The sequence below is a fragment of the Novosphingobium sp. SG720 genome, from assembly GCF_012275365.1.
Taxonomy (GTDB): Bacteria; Pseudomonadota; Alphaproteobacteria; order Sphingomonadales; family Sphingomonadaceae; genus Novosphingobium; species Novosphingobium rhizosphaerae.
The window spans coordinates 1545948-1561065 of the sequence record NZ_JAAZQN010000001.1 but is presented as its reverse complement, the minus strand read 5'-3'; the positions used below and the strand labels follow the sequence as shown (position 1 = coordinate 1561065).

The 15118-nt window shown below is 65.7% G+C and carries 12 protein-coding genes; 9 read left to right on the top strand and 3 right to left on the bottom strand.

What is annotated here, in order from left to right; translation table 11 throughout:
• Positions 1 to 47 precede the first annotated feature (47 nt).
• The gene (locus tag FHW94_RS07050; RefSeq protein WP_168555531.1) at positions 48 to 1247 is read right to left on the bottom strand and encodes a dipeptidase; all 1200 of its coding nucleotides are present in this window, start codon (positions 1245 to 1247) and stop codon (positions 48 to 50) included.
• Between the two features lie 92 nt (positions 1248 to 1339).
• Between FHW94_RS07050 and FHW94_RS07045 the strand changes: the two genes are divergently transcribed.
• Entirely contained in the window at positions 1340 to 2977 is a 1638-nt protein-coding gene (locus FHW94_RS07045; protein ID WP_168554955.1) for an FAD-dependent protein, read from the top strand.
• Positions 2978 to 3425: 448 nt separating this feature from the next.
• A complete protein-coding gene (gene folD / locus FHW94_RS07040) occupies positions 3426 to 4277 on the top strand; it encodes a bifunctional methylenetetrahydrofolate dehydrogenase/methenyltetrahydrofolate cyclohydrolase FolD (RefSeq protein WP_168554954.1) in 852 nt (283 codons plus the stop codon).
• Positions 4278 to 4457: 180 nt separating this feature from the next.
• Here folD and FHW94_RS07035 read toward each other — a convergent pair whose 3' ends face one another.
• Positions 4458 to 5771, bottom strand: coding sequence for an MFS transporter (locus tag FHW94_RS07035; RefSeq protein ID WP_168554953.1), 1314 nt, complete (start codon positions 5769 to 5771; stop codon positions 4458 to 4460).
• Positions 5772 to 5938: 167 nt separating this feature from the next.
• Between FHW94_RS07035 and cyoA the strand changes: the two genes are divergently transcribed.
• The 7 genes from cyoA to FHW94_RS07000 all read left to right on the top strand — a co-directional run bounded on the left by cyoA (position 5939) and on the right by FHW94_RS07000 (position 12931).
• On the top strand, positions 5939 to 7141 hold the full coding sequence (gene cyoA / locus FHW94_RS07030; RefSeq protein ID WP_168554952.1) for a ubiquinol oxidase subunit II: 1203 nt from the start codon (positions 5939 to 5941) through the stop codon (positions 7139 to 7141).
• A 71-nt stretch (positions 7142 to 7212) separates the two neighbouring features.
• A complete protein-coding gene (gene cyoB / locus FHW94_RS07025) occupies positions 7213 to 9258 on the top strand; it encodes a cytochrome o ubiquinol oxidase subunit I (RefSeq protein WP_168554951.1) in 2046 nt (681 codons plus the stop codon).
• Positions 9255 to 9917 (top strand): cytochrome o ubiquinol oxidase subunit III, encoded by a 663-nt coding sequence (gene cyoC / locus FHW94_RS07020; RefSeq protein ID WP_168554950.1) that lies wholly within the window; start codon positions 9255 to 9257, stop codon positions 9915 to 9917. Before cyoB ends, cyoC begins: the two co-directional genes overlap by 4 nt.
• Positions 9914 to 10321, top strand: a complete 408-nt coding sequence (gene cyoD / locus FHW94_RS07015; protein WP_168554949.1) for a cytochrome o ubiquinol oxidase subunit IV — start codon at positions 9914 to 9916, stop codon at positions 10319 to 10321. The genes cyoC and cyoD overlap by 4 nt, the downstream gene beginning before the upstream one ends.
• 2 nt (positions 10322 to 10323) lie before the next feature.
• On the top strand, positions 10324 to 11037 hold the full coding sequence (locus FHW94_RS07010) for an SURF1 family protein (protein WP_168554948.1): 714 nt from the start codon (positions 10324 to 10326) through the stop codon (positions 11035 to 11037).
• Positions 11034 to 12338, top strand: a complete 1305-nt coding sequence (locus FHW94_RS07005; protein WP_246865910.1) for an ATP-binding protein — start codon at positions 11034 to 11036, stop codon at positions 12336 to 12338. Before FHW94_RS07010 ends, FHW94_RS07005 begins: the two co-directional genes overlap by 4 nt.
• Positions 12338 to 12931, top strand: a complete 594-nt coding sequence (locus FHW94_RS07000) for a response regulator transcription factor (RefSeq protein WP_168554947.1) — start codon at positions 12338 to 12340, stop codon at positions 12929 to 12931. Before FHW94_RS07005 ends, FHW94_RS07000 begins: the two co-directional genes overlap by 1 nt.
• 75 nt (positions 12932 to 13006) lie before the next feature.
• On the opposite strand, the gene FHW94_RS06995 is transcribed toward FHW94_RS07000, so the two are convergent.
• Positions 13007 to 15049 carry a M3 family metallopeptidase gene (locus FHW94_RS06995; protein WP_168554946.1) on the bottom strand — a complete coding sequence of 681 codons (2043 nt, stop codon included), beginning with the start codon at positions 15047 to 15049 and terminating at the stop codon, positions 13007 to 13009.
• Positions 15050 to 15118 lie beyond the last annotated feature (69 nt).

Below are 15118 nucleotides of genomic sequence, written 5' to 3'. Positions count from 1 at the left end.
CCCCCCTATCGATCCAACGCAATGATCGGAACGGATGGTTGCAAAAATTAGAGCGGGTGCAGCGCCGCCTGCTCTTTTGCCGCTTCGGCCTCCGCCGCCGTCAGCACGCGCAGCACATTGCCCGACCAGATCTTCGCCACGTCCGCCTCGCTATAGCCGGCGCGCAGCAGCGCGGTGGTCAGGCGCGGAAGGTCCGCCACGTCCTCAAGGCCAGACACCCCGCCGCCGCCATCCCAATCCAGGCCGATGCCGACGTGGTCCACCCCTGCCACTTTCAACGCGTGGAGCAGGTTGGCCATCACATCGTCGAACCCGGCGCGCTGTTCGGGCCATTCGCGGTCGATCTTTTGGCGCGCAGCGAGGTAATCGGCGCGCTCGGCCACGGTCAGCACGCGGTCTTCGGGAAAGCGTTGCTCCAGCGCGTCGAGCGCGGCCTTGCGCTGCGGGCTTTGCGCCAGCTTCTTCACATAGACCGAATTGATCTGGATGACCCCGCCCTGCGCCGCCAGCGCGCGCAAATGCGCGTCGTCGATATTGCGCGGATGGTCATAGACCGCCTTGCAGCCCGAATGGCTCAGGATGATCGGCGCTTTCGACAGGCGCAGCGCATCGTCGAGCGCGGCATCGGAACTGTGCGAGAGATCGGGCACCACGCCCAGCCGGTTCATTTCCGCCAGAAGCTGCACGCCTGCGGGGCTCAAGCCATCCCACTTGGCCGCATCGGTGCTGCTGTCGGCAAACTGGTTGGTCTTGAAATGGGCAAAGCCCGATATCCGCACGCCCAATGCATAAAAGGACTGGAGCAAGGTGGGGTCATCGCCCAGCGGCCAGGCATTCTCGATGGAAAGATAGACCACGCGGCGCCCACCCGCGGCGATCGGCGCGGCATCGGCGGCCTTGCTCGCCAGGGCAAAGGCATCGGGGTGCGCCGCCACCATGGCGTGGATCGCCACCGCACGGCGAAACGCATAATCGCGCGCCGCGCGGGTGCTGGCCGGATCGAGCGGCCCTTGCGGCGTATAGATCGCCCAGAACCCGCCATCGAGGCCACCCGCCACCATGCGTGGCACGTCCACCTGAGTGCGGTCGGCCGCCACGCTGTGCCGTTCCGTGATCGACCAGCCCGGCAGCACGAGCGAGGCCGGCGTGTCGAGATGGGTGTCAAGCGTCAGCGCGCGCTCGTGCACCGCACGCTCGGCCTTAGTGGGCAGCGGCGCATCGGCCAGGGCCGGTGATGCCAGGGACATGGCGACAAGCGCGGCAACGGCGGGACGGGGGAAACGCATGGCCCCTTCATCCGGCTTTCCCTCGCGCCGCGCAAGGGCTAGAGGCGCACCCCATGTTGCGTCTTACCGAACTCAAGCTGCCGCTCGATCACGATCCCGCCGCCATGCTGCCCGCCATCGCCGCGCGCCTGGGCGTGGCGGAAAGCGCGGTCGTGCGCTTTGCCGTGGCCAAGCGTGGCAACGACGCGCGGCGCAAGAACGCGATCCAGCTGGTCTATGCGGTGGACGTGACGCTGAGTGACGCGGATGAAGCCGACGTGCTGGCGCGCCTTGCCGGCGACAGCCACGTACGCCCCACGCCCGACACCACCTATCGCTTTCCGGTCAAGGCGCCCGAAGGCTGGCACGCCGGCGAAGGCGAGCGCCCCGTGGTGATCGGCGCGGGCCCGTGCGGCCTGCTCGCCGGGTTGATCCTGGCGCAGATGGGCCTGAAGCCGATCATCGTGGAGCGCGGCAAGGTCGTGCGCGAGCGTACTAAGGACACCTGGGCGCTGTGGCGCAAGTCGGTGCTGACGCCCGAATCCAACGTGCAGTTCGGCGAAGGCGGCGCCGGCACCTTTTCCGATGGCAAGCTCTACAGCCGGATCAAGGACCCGCGCCACCTGGGCCGCAAGGTGCTGGTGGAATTCGTCAAGGCCGGCGCGCCCGACGACATTCTCACCGAAGCGCACCCCCATATCGGCACCTTCCGCCTGGTCACCATGGTCATGTCGATGCGCGAGACCATCGAGCAGCTCGGCGGGGAATACCGCTTCGGCACCCGCGTCGACGATTTCGCCGTCGAGACCGACGCCGCTGGCGAGCGGCGCCTGGCCGGGCTGCACTTGTCCAACGGGGAATTCCTGCCCGCGCGCCGCGTGATCATGGCCGTGGGCCATTCGGCGCGCGACACATTTGAAGTGCTCTACGCACGCGGCGTGCATATCGAGGCTAAGCCCTTTGCCATCGGGGTGCGGATCGAGCATCCGCAAAGCCTGATCGACCAGGCCCGCTATGGCGCCTGCGCCAAGCACCCCGTGCTCGGCCCGGCGGCCTATGCCCTGGCGCACCAGGCCAGCAATGGCCGCGCGGTCTACAGCTTCTGCATGTGCCCGGGCGGGCGCGTGGTCGCCGCAGCCAGCGAGGAAGGCCGCGTCGTGACCAACGGGATGAGCCAGTATTCCCGCGCCGAATTCAACGCCAATTCGGGCCTGGTGGTGGATATCACGCCCGAACGCGATTTTCCCGGCCATCCGCTGGCGGGCATTGCCCTGCAACGCCATTGGGAAGAGCGCGCCTTCGTGGCCGGCGGATCGAACTACCAGGCGCCGGGGCAGAAAGTGGGCGATTTCCTGGCCCGCCGCCCCAGCAGCGAATTCGGTAGCATCGTCCCATCCTATCAGCCCGGCGTGCACCTCACGGCGCTGGAAGAATGCCTGCCCGATTTCGTCACCGACGCGCTGCGCGAGGCGCTGCCCGTGTTCGGCCGGCAGATGGTTGGCTATGATCACCCCGACGTGGTGATGACCGGGGTTGAAACGCGCACCTCCTCTCCCGTGCGGATCACGCGGGGCAAGGACCTGCAAAGCCTCAACACCCGCGGGCTCTATCCCGCCGGCGAAGGCGCTGGCTATGCCGGCGGGATTCTTTCGGCGGCAGTGGACGGGATTCGCGTGGCCGAAGCGCTGGCGGCAGACCTGCTCGCCGGGTGATTCGCGCAAAAACCGGGATTGCCGCCCTCGCGGTGGCGGCAACGATGCGCGTTGAACAAGGTGCATACCAATGCATTTGGGATTGGTATTATTGCCAACCGGAGATAGCGCTAACACCATACTGCTGCACAAACCTATAAAATCGTTTGCATTTTTACCGTCAAATGTTGGCGGCCGCTGTCAATCCAACGTTTCCGGGGCTTTGATTGCAAAAAATGCATGTTTCCTTGCGCGAAACGCATTTGCTTGCCGGCTCTGAATGGGTCATTCGGATAAGGCCTTTCAGGCATCCTCTCCCAAAACTTCCCGGGCCGATCGGATTTCCGACCGGCCCTTTTTTTGTCCGCGCGCCATGCGTTCGCGCAAATATTGTATGCAACACATACAATATTTGCGCTATGGGCTGGGCCGACAAGAGCCGCAAACCGCAACTGCCAGGGGAGAGAACATGGCTACGCTTATCGACGGGAAGGCAATCGCCCGCGCGCTTTCGAACACCACCGCCCAGGCCGTGGCGCAGATGGTCGCCGATGGCTTGCCCACGCCTGGCCTGGCCGTCGTCCTGGTGGGCAACGATCCGGCGAGCGAGGTCTATGTCGGCCGCAAGATCAGCCAATGCGCCAAAGTGGGAATCCATTCGATCGAGCATCGCCTGGCAGCCGATACCGCGCAGGACGATCTGCTCGCCCTGATCGCCGCGCTCAATGCCGATGCCACGGTGCACGGCATCCTGGTGCAATTGCCGCTGCCGGCGCAGATCGATGCCGGCAAGGTGCTCGATGCGATAGACCCGGCCAAGGACGTGGACGGCTTCCATCCGGTCAACGTCGGCCGGCTCTCCACCGGCACCGGCGGCCTGGTGCCCTGCACCCCGCTGGGCTGCATGATGCTGCTCGATACCGTGATCGACAACTATCGCGGGCTCGATGCCGTGGTGATCGGCAAGTCCAACATCGTGGGCAAGCCGGTGGCCATGCTGCTGCTGGAACGCGAATGCACGGTTACAGTCACCCACATCGCCACGCAGGGCCTGCCCGACATCGTGCGCAAGGCCGATATCGTGGTGGCCGCCGCCGGCGCGCCCGAACTGGTCAAGGGCGATTGGGTCAAGCCCGGTGCCGTGGTGATCGACGTGGGCATCACCCGCGTGAACCAACCCGATGGCACCACCCGCCTGGTGGGCGACTGCGCCGCGCACGAAATGGACCACGCCCGCGCCGTCACCCCGGTGCCCGGCGGCGTTGGCCCGATGACCATCGCCTGCCTGCTGGCCAACACCGTGCAAGCCGCACAATCCTGACCTGCGAACAAAGCCCCCTCCTCTTCAGAGGAGGGGGTTTGGGGGTGGTGCGATGGGTAGCGCAAGGCTTCCACCACCCCCCGCGCGCCCCTCCTCTGAAGAGGAGGGGGAGATAGAGACAAAAAAGGGCGGTTCGGAGCCTGTCCGAACCGCCCTTTTTGTGTGTCTTGCGACCGCGATTTAGCGGGTGGCCGCCGTCCGGTTCGCCCACAGCGCGAAGATCGTGCCGGCCGCGCCCGAAAGCAGGTAGGCACCCGAAGCAAGCAGGCCATAGTTGGCCGAGAGCCACAGCGCCGCATAAGGCGCAAAGCCCGCGCCCAGCAGCCAGGCCAAGTCGCCCGTCAGGGCCGAGCCGGTGTAGCGGTGGCGGGTTTCGAACGCATCGGCCACGGCGCCCGAAGACTGGCCGAACGAAACGCCGAGCAGCAGGAAGCCGGTGAGCATGAACGAAATCTCGCCCGCAACGCCGATGCCGAGCAACTGCGGGGCAAAGCCCGAGAACGCGGCGATCGCGGCGGCCGAGAAGCCCAGCAGGGTGCGGCGACCCACGCGATCGGCCACCAGGCCCGAAATCACGATGGCAGCAACGCCCAAGGCCGCAGCGCCGGCTTCGATGGTGAGGAAGCGGGTGGGTTCTTCGCTGGTGAAGATGAACACCCACGACAGCGGGAACACGGTGACCATGTGGAACAGCGCAAAGCTGGCGAGCGGGGCAAAGGCGCCGATCAGGATCGTCTTCCACTGTTCGCGGATGGTGACGAGCGGGCTTTCGGCCACCAGGTCACGCGATTCGAACAGGCGCTGGAATTCGGGCGTCACCACGATGCGCAGGCGCGAGAACAGCGCCACCACGTTGATCGCGAAAGCCACGAAGAACGGGAAGCGCCAACCCCACGACAGGAAGTCTTCGGCCGGCAGCGACGAGGTGAAGAACGCAAACAGCAGGCTGGCCACGATCAGGCCAAGCGGCGCGCCAAGCTGGGGGATCATGGCGTACCAGCCGCGCTGGCCTTCGGGGGCATTGAGCGCGAGCAGCGAGGCCAGGCCATCCCATGTACCACCCAGGGCAAAACCCTGGCCAAGGCGGAACAGCGCCAGCAGCAGCACGGCATTGCGGCCCAGATCGGCATAGCCGGGCAGGAATGCGATCGCCGCGGTCGAGCCACCCAGGCCGAACAGCGCCACCGTCAGCTTGAAGCCGCGGCCATAGGCGCGGTCGAGCCACATGAAGAACAACGAGCCGACCGGGCGGGCGATGAACGCCAGCGGGAACACCGCAAACGAAGCCAGCGTGGCGTTGAGCGGATCGAGGTACGGGAAGAACACCTTCGGGAACACGATCACCGATGCGATCGCATAGACGAAGAAGTCGAAGAACTCCGACGTACGCCCGATGATCACGCCGATGGCGATCTCGCCGGGGGAAATCGGGCCGTGTCCGGCGTGGGAATCGCTCCCCAGCTCTGCGTTGTAATCGACTACGGCAGCAGTCATGGCTGACACAAACTCCTTGGCTTCCGCGCATTTCTCGCAAACGCGCCGAATGGCCGGCCGCATGCGCAGCCTGCCTGTGATATACCCTATTGGAATTGTGCAGCCGCGAAGGGGATTGGACAAAATGTCCTATCGTTTGCACAGGCCACCGCTTCTAGGTGCGCACCATGCGTGCGAACCTCCTGAATCGGGCGCGCCTGTTGCGCTGCGCCATCGTCCCGCTCCTGGCCCTGCCGCTTGCCGGCTGCGACTGGGTTGTGCTCAACCCCGCGGGCGACGTCGCTCGCCAGCAGGGCGACCTGGTCATCGTGGCCACCTTGCTCATGCTGCTGATCGTGGTGCCCGTCATGGCCACGGTCGTGCTGTTTGCCTGGCGTTATCGCGCCAGCAACACGCAGGCCAAGTACGATCCGGACTGGAACCACTCCACCCAGCTGGAACTGCTGATCTGGGCCGCGCCGCTGATGATCATCATCGCGCTGGGCGCCGTCACCTGGGTGGGCACCCATCTGCTCGATCCCTACCGCGCGATTTCGCGCATCGATGCCCAGACGCCGCTGGTTTCGAACGAGAAGCCGTTCGATGTCGAAGTGGTGTCGATGGACTGGAAATGGCTGTTCATCTATCCTGAACAGAACATCGCCACGGTCAACGAACTGGTCGTGCCGGCGGGTCGCCCGCTGCGCTTCCGCCTGACTTCGTCCACCGTGATGAACACCTTCTATGTCCCGGCGCTGGCCGGCATGATCTACACCATGCCCGGCATGGAAACCAAGCTGCACGCCGTGTTCAACAGCGAAGGCTCGTTCCAGGGCATTTCGGCACACTACAGCGGCGCCGGCTTCTCGCACATGCACTTTGCCACGCGCGCCGTGTCCGACCAGCAGTTCGCCCAGTGGGTGGCCAGCGTGAAGGCCGGCAAGAACGATGGCGCACTGACCCGCGACAGCTATCTCCAGCTCGACAAGCCCAGCATTGCCGAGCCCGTGCACCACTATACCTCTGTCGCGCCCGACCTGTTCAACGCCGTGGTCGACCTGTGCGTGCAGCCCGGCAAGATCTGCGCCAGCCAGATGGCCATGCTCGATGCCAAGGGCGGCGTGCCCAAGGAAGCGGCCCGTCTCAACGTTGCGGCGCTCACCTATGACAAGAGCGGCCGCGCCACCGAAACCCCGGTCCTGCCCGGCAGCGTGATTGCCCAGACCGACCGCTTCGTGAAGGCCTATTGCAGCGACAACCGTCCGATGGCTGCCCCCGGCGCCGAAACCGCACCGCCCAAGACGCTGGACCGCCTGCGCGGCGCCGGCATCAACCAGGCAAGCGGCCCCCGGATCAGCCTGGCTGGTCCGCTGCTGCAGCCTGCCTCTTGAGGCAGATTGCCGAATTCTCAAGTCGTACCAGATTTGATCCAGTCCTGTTCTTCTGATCGATGGATACCGCGATGACCGCTGTCCCCCTTCCAGCCACTGCCCCGCCGCAGTGGTCCCCGCTCCTGGGACGCATTTCCCTAGAGCAGCTACCCTTCCTCCACGAACCGATCGTGGCGGCAACATTCGCCGGCGTGGTCCTTGGCGGGATCGCGCTGGTGGGTGCGCTCACCTATTTCCGTCTCTGGGGCTATCTCTGGAAGGAATGGTTCACCAGCGTCGATCACAAGAAGATCGGGATCATGTACATGATCCTGGGCCTGGTGATGTTCATGCGCGGCTTTGCCGATGCGATCATGATGCGCCTCCAGCAGGCCATCGCGTTCAACGGCAGCGAAGGCTATCTCAACGCGCATCACTACGATCAGGTGTTCACCGCCCACGGCGTGATCATGATCTTCTTTGCCGCGATGCCTTTCGTCACCGGCCTGATGAACTATGTCGTGCCACTGCAGATCGGCGCGCGCGACGTGTCGTTCCCGTTCCTCAACAACTTCAGCTTCTGGATGACCACGGGCGGCGCCGTGCTGGTCATGGCTTCGCTGTTCCTGGGTGAATTCGGGCAGACCGGCTGGCTGGCGTTCCCGCCGCTGTCGGGCCGTGCCTACAGCCCCGGGGTCGGCGTGGACTATTACATCTGGTCGCTGCAGGTGGCCGGCGTGGGCACCACGCTTTCGGGCATCAACCTGATCGCCACGATCATCAAGATGCGCGCGCCGGGCATGACCTTGATGCGCATGCCCGTGTTCACCTGGACCGCGCTGTGCACCAACGTGCTGATCGTCGCGTCCTTCCCGGTGCTGACCGCCGTGCTCGTGCTGCTCTCGCTCGATCGTTACGTGGGGACCAACTTCTTCACCAACGACTTCGGCGGCAGCCCGATGATGTACGTGAACATGATCTGGATCTGGGGCCACCCGGAAGTCTACATCCTGATCCTGCCGATCTTCGGCGTGTTCTCGGAAGTCACCTCCACCTTCTCGGGCAAGCGCCTGTTCGGCTACACCTCTATGGTCTACGCCACCGTGGTCATCACCATCCTGTCGTACCTGGTGTGGCTGCACCACTTCTTCACGATGGGCTCGGGCGCCAGCGTCAACAGCTTCTTCGGCATCACCACGATGATCATCTCGATCCCGACCGGGGCCAAGCTGTTCAACTGGCTGTTCACGATGTATCGCGGCCGCATCCGCTTCGACCTGCCGATGATGTGGACGGTGGCGTTCATGCTCACCTTCACCATCGGCGGCATGACCGGCGTTCTCCTCGCCGTCCCCCCGGCCGACTTCGTGCTGCACAACTCGCTGTTCCTGATCGCGCACTTCCACAACGTGATCATCGGCGGCGTGGTGTTCGGCGTGTTCGCGGCGATCAACTACTGGTGGCCCAAGGCCTTTGGCTTCAAGCTCAACCAGTTCTGGGGCAAGGTCAGCTTCTGGTGCTGGGTGCCCGGTTTCTGGATCGCCTTCACCCCGCTCTACATCATGGGCCTGATGGGCGTGACCCGCCGGACCCGCGTGTTCGACGATCCCAGCCTCCAGCCCTTCTTCGTCGTGGCCCTGCTCGGCGCAGTGCTGATCGCCGCCGGCATCGGCGCGATGGTGCTGCAGTACGGCGTGTCGATCTGGAAGCGTGAAGAGCTCAAGGACGAAAGCGGCGATCCGTGGCACGGCCGCACGCTGGAATGGGCCACCAGCTCGCCCCCACCGGCCTACAACTTCGCGTTCACCCCGATCGTCCATGACCTGGACGCCTGGGAAGACATGAAGCGCGCTGGCGTCGGCCGCCCGCTCGATGGCTATCGCCCGATCCACATGCCCAGCAACACCGGCGCGGGCGTGATCCTGGCGGGCATCAGCACCGTGCTTGGCTTTGGCCTGATCTGGCACATCTGGTGGCTGGCCGGCATTTCGTTCGTGGGCCTGATCGCCAGCGCGATCATCCACACCTTCAACTACAAGCGCGATTACCACATCCCGGCCGAAGACGTTGCCGCCGTCGAGGCGCAGCGCACGGCCCAGCTGGAACGCCTTGGCCAGACCCAGGGAGCTGCCGCATGAGCGATGCCACCCATTCGTCGGCGCCCCTGCCCGATTCCATCGCTTCGGCCTCGCTGGCCAAGCTGGGCAAGTTCTGGGACCTGAACGAGCACGACCATCCCGAAGGCCACAGCACCATGCTGGGCTTCTGGATCTACCTGATGAGCGACTGCCTCATCTTCGCGATGCTGTTCGCCGCGTTCGGCGTGCTCGGTGGCAACTATGCCGCCGGGCCCGGCCCGCGCGAGCTGTTCGAGCTGCCGCTGGTGGCGCTCAACACCTCGATGCTGCTGTTCTCGTCGATCACTTATGGCTTTGCCATGCTGGCGATGCAGCGCGGTTCGGTCAGCCAGACGCAGATGTGGCTGCTGGTCACCGCCGTGTTCGGCGCGGCGTTCCTGTCGATCGAACTCTATGAATTCGCCAACCTGATCCACGAAGGCGCCACGCCCCAGCGCAGCGCGTTCCTTTCGGCCTTCTTCACGCTGGTGGGCACCCACGGCCTCCACGTGACGTTCGGCCTGGTCTGGCTGCTCACCCTGGTGGTGCAGGTTTCGCGCAAGGGCCTGATCCAGGCCAACAAGCGCCGCCTGATGTGCCTGTCGCTGTTCTGGCACTTCCTTGACGTCGTGTGGATCGGCGTCTTCACCTTCGTCTACCTGATGGGGATGCTGCGATGAGCGCGAAGAACTACAACGACCTGGCCCATGCCCACGCGCATGGTGACGCCAATCCCCATGCCATCGGCCACCATGGCGAGGAAGCGCACGGCTCGCTGCGCGACTACGTCATCGGCTTCGTGCTTTCGGTGGTGCTCACCGCCATTCCGTTCTGGCTGGTGATGAGCGGCGCGATTGCCGACAAGACCACCACGGCCCTGGTCATCGCGGCTTTCGCCGTGGTGCAGATCATCGTGCACATGGTCTACTTCCTGCACATGAACGGCAAGGCCGAAGGGGGCTGGAACATGCTGGCCCTGATCTTCACCGGCGTGGTCGTGCTGATCGTCATCTCCGGCTCGATGTGGGTGATGTACCACATGAACGCCAACATGATGCCGATGCACGCCGAGCAGATGGACTGATCATGACACCGCAAACGGGCAGCAGGCGGCGCTTGCTGCCCGTTTCGATTCTGCTGGTGCTGGCCCTGGCCTTTGCCGGCCTGGGCATCTGGCAGGTCAAGCGCCTCGCCTGGAAAGAAGCACTGATCGCCGATGTGGACCGCGCGCTGCACGCCGCGCCCATCGCGCCCACGGCCATTCCGGCGGGCGATATCGCGCCACTCGCCTATCACCGCGTCACCCTGTCGGGCCGCTTCCTGCCCGCCGCCACCGTGCTTGTCACGGCCACCAGCAACCTGGGCAATGGCTATTGGGTGATGGTCCCGCTGGCCGCGCCCGGCGCCGCCCCGGTGTGGATCAACCGTGGCTTCGTGCCGCTGGGCACCCGCCTGGATACGGCCCGCGCTGCCGTGCCGGCCGGGCCGGTGGCCATCGTCGGCCTCGTCCGCCCCAACGAACCGCATGGCACGTTCCTGCGCGCCAACCAGCCCGAAGCCGAACGCTGGTATGCCCGCGATCTGCCGGTCATGGCCGCGCGGCGCGGTGTTGCCAGCGAAACCCGCTATTTCCTCGATGCACAAAGCGAAACGCCACGGCCCACCGCCGCCCCGGTGCCAGTGCCGGGCCTCACCGTGATTGCCTTTCCCAACAACCATCTGTCTTATGCGCTTACCTGGTTTGCCCTTTGCGCCCTCTCGCTTGGCGCGGCAATCATGGTATGGCGCAAGGCGCGATGAACGCGACCCAGACCCAGTCACCCACCCGCCCGATCTACCCCGCTGCCAGCGCGCGCAACATGGCGCTGCTGGTGCAATTGCGCTGGATCGCGGCGGCGGGCCAGTTGGTGGCCATCTGGGTCAGCGTGCAGGTCCTGGGAGTCAGGCTCGACGTGGCGCCGCTGGTGGCCGTGCCGATCCTGATGGTGGTGATCAATGGCCTTACCCTGCTGCTCGATCGCGGGCGCGAGGGGTACAGCCATGTCGAACTGCTCGGCGCGCTCACGCTCGATATGCTGGCGCTGGCCTGGCAACTCTATTTCAGCGGCGGCACGTCCAACCCTTTCACCTTCCTGTTCCTGATGCAGATCGTGATCGCGGCGATCCTTTTGCCGCCCAACTGGAGCGCGATCGTGGCCGTCATGGCCGGGCTGATCGTTGCTCGCCTCGCCTTCGTCCACCGCCCGCTCGACCTGCCCGCCGGCACCTTCGACGGCACGATCGAGCTGTTCCAGCTGGGCAACCTCGTCTGCTTCGTACTGGTCGCGGCGCTGCTGGTGTTCTTCGTGATCCGCATGGACCGCAACCGCCGGCAGAGCGAAACCGCGCTGTCCGCGCTGCGCCAGCAGGCGACGGAGGAACAGCACATCGTCCGCCTCGGCCTGCTCGCCTCGGGCGCGGCGCATGAGCTGGGCACGCCGATGGCGACGATGTCGGTCATCCTGGGCGATTGGCAGCGCCACCCGGCGATCATCGCCGATCCCGACTTGCGCGACGAGTTGCAGGACATGGCCTCCGAACTCAAGCGCTGCAAATCGATCCTTTCGGGCATCCTGCTCAGCGCCGGGGAAGCGCGGGGCGAAAACCCGCAGATCACCACGCTGAGCGAATTCCTCGAAACCATTGCGGCCGAATGGAACGCGCGCGGCCACGGCGCGATCCGCCTGCGCAACATGGTGCAGACCGATCGCCCGATCGTGGCCGATCCGGCGCTGCGCCAGATCATCGGCAACGTGATCGACAATGCCCTGGAAGTCTCGCCCGATTTCGTGGAAATCCGCGCGGAAATGTCCGGCGGCGATATCGTGTTGACCGTGCTCGATCTTGGCCCCGGCTTCGCCCCGGAAATGCTGGAATCGATCGGCCGCCCCTACAATTCCACCAAGGGCCGTGACGGCGGTGGCCTTGGCCTGTTCCTGGTCGTCAACGTCGTGCGCAAGCTGGGCGGCCGGGTCGATGTGAAGAACCGCACCGCGCGCGGCGCCATGGTGCGCCTGGAAATCCCGATGGCCTCGCTGGCTTATCGCACGGGGGAACCCTGATGACCGATCCCGAACCGACGCCACCTGAACCGACCCCGGGCGAACTGATCCTGGCCGCGCAGGACGAAGCCCTGCCGCTGGTGATCGTGGAAGACGATCCCGCCTTTGCCCGCACCCTGCGCCGCTCGTTCGAACGGCGCGGCTATGCCGTGGAGCATGCCGCCACGCCCGACGAACTCGAAGCGCTGCTGGAGCACCACGATTTCCAGTTCGCCGTGGTGGACTTGAAGCTCGGCACCGGTTCAGGCCTCACTTGCGTGCACATGCTGGCCGAACGTGATCCCGAAACCCGGATCGTGGTGCTCACCGGCTTTGCCTCCATCGCCACGGCGGTGGAAGCCATCAAGCTGGGCGCGGCGCACTACCTGGCCAAGCCCGCCAACACCGACGATATCGAGGAAGCGTTCGGCCGGGTGGGTGGCGACCCCACCGTGCCGCTCGACACGCGCAAGTCCTCGATCAAGACGGTGGAGTGGGAATACATCCACTCCACCCTGGTCGAATGCGATTTCAACATTTCCGAAGCCGCGCGACGCCTGGGCATGCACCGCCGCACCCTGGCGCGAAAGCTGGAAAAGCGACCTTTGCGCTGACTTCATTCTTCGTCACCCCGTATCAAGTCCGGGGTGACGAGCACTTCACAAGTATTTGCTTAACCAGGCCTCCACTCAGGCCGCCAGCCCGCGCACGCGCAGCAGCGCACCCGGATCGGGCGCGCCCCCGCGAAACGCCACGTAGTTGTCCATGGCCGCGCGTCCGCCGCCTTGGGACAGCACTTCCCGCCGGAACGCCGCGCCAAGCTCGCCCTGGCGCTGCGGTGCCTGGGCAAACTGCTCATAGGCGTCGGACGAAAGCAGCTCTGCCCAGAGGTAGGAATAATAGCCCGCGGCATAACCACCGGCAAAGATGTGGCTGAACGCGTGGGCAAAGCGGTTCCACGCCGGATAGCGCATCACCGCCACTTCGGCCCGCACCGCATCGAGCAGGCCCTGCACATCGGGCGCATCGGCCGCGGCGCGATGCAGGCGCATGTCGAACAGCGCGAACTCGATCTGGCGCAAAACGGCAAGCGCCCCCATGAAGCCCCGCGCGGCGTTGAGGCGCACGATCAGGTCATCGGGCAGCGGCTGTCCGGTTTCCTCGTGGGCCGAAGCCGCCTTGAGCACGTGCGCATCATAGGCAAAGTTTTCCAGGAACTGGCTCGGCAGTTCCACCGCATCCCATTCCACCCCGCTGATCCCGCCGATGGAGGGCAAGTCGCCCTCGCCCAGCAGGTGATGCAGGCAGTGGCCCATTTCATGGAACAGCGTCACCATGTCGGCATGCTGGAGCAGCGCGGGCTTGCCCGGCGCCGCCTTGGCGAAATTGGTGATCAGATAGGCCACCGGCATCTGCGCCTGTTCCGCCGCGCGGCTGGGAGAGCGGCACACGTTCATCCACGCCCCACCGCGCTTGCCTTCGCGCGCAAAGAAATCGGCGTAAAGCCGGGCGAACGGCGCATCCTGGCCAGCGCGGAACAGGTCGAACCGGCGCACGTCCTCGTGCCACAACCCCTCGCCCGCCACTTCGCGGAAGGTCACGCCAAACAGCCGCTCGACATGGCCGAACAGCGCGGGCAGCACTTTGTCCAGCGGCAGGTAGCGGCGGATTTCGGACTGATCGAGCGCATGGCGCGCCAGCCGCGCGCGCTCTGTGGCAAAGCCCATGTCCCACGGCTCCAGCGTCTCGATGCCCAGTTCATCGCGGGCAAACGTGGCCAGATCGGCCAGTTCGGCCTGCGCCAGCGGGCGGGTGCGGGCGGCCAGGTCGGTCAGGAATGCTTCCACCGCCGCCGGGCTTTCGGCCATCTTGGTGGCCAGCGACAGGCTGGCGGCATCGCCCTGCCCCAGCAGCTGCGCCGCCCTGGCGCGCAGGGCCAGCAGTGCGGCCATGCGCGGCCCGTTGTCGAACTGGCCGGCATTCGGCCCCTGGTCCGATGCCCGCGTGGCATAGGCGCGGCTCACTTCCTGGCGCAGCGCGCGGTCCTGGGCATATGTCAGCACGGCCACCACCACCGGGGCATGCAACGTGATCAGCCAGCCTTGCTCGTGTCCTTTGGCCTGCGCGGCAGCGGCCATGCCGGCCAGATCGGCCTCGGGCACGCCGGCCAGCCGTGCCGGGTCGGTCACGTGCAGGCTCCAGGCTTCGGTCGCATCCATCACGGCATTGGCATATTCGGTGGCCAGGCGCCCCTGCTCCACCTGGTTCTCGGCAAAATCGTTGGCGTCCTGCCCATCGAGCGCCACGCCGGAAAGCTCGAAATCGCGCAGCGCCAGTTCCCGCGCACGGGCCGCCAGCGAATCCAGCGCCGCCGGGTCGATGGCACGGATCGCTTCGTAAAGCGCGCGGTCCTGGCCCACGGCGGCAAAGTGCGCGGCGATCAGCGGCTGCGCCTGGGCATGGGCGGCGCGCAGTTCGGGGGTGTTGGTCACGGCCAGCAGATGGCCGATCACACCCCAGGCCTCGCCGATGCGGCGGTCGGCCTCTTCCTTGAAGGCCAGCATTGCCGGGGCTCCGGCGCGGGCCACGCATTGCGCCATGGCGTCCCGGTGCGTGGCAATCGCGGCCGTGATCGCCGGCACGATGTCGTCGGCACGGATTGCGGAAAAGGGTGGCTGGTCATGCGCGGCAAGCAGGGGAAACTTGGCGTCGAGCGTGGCGGTATCGGTCAAAGGGGCGCTCCGGCAAGATGTCGTTGCCCATCCAGATAGGAAGGCGTGGCGTGATTGTCTGCCCCGGCA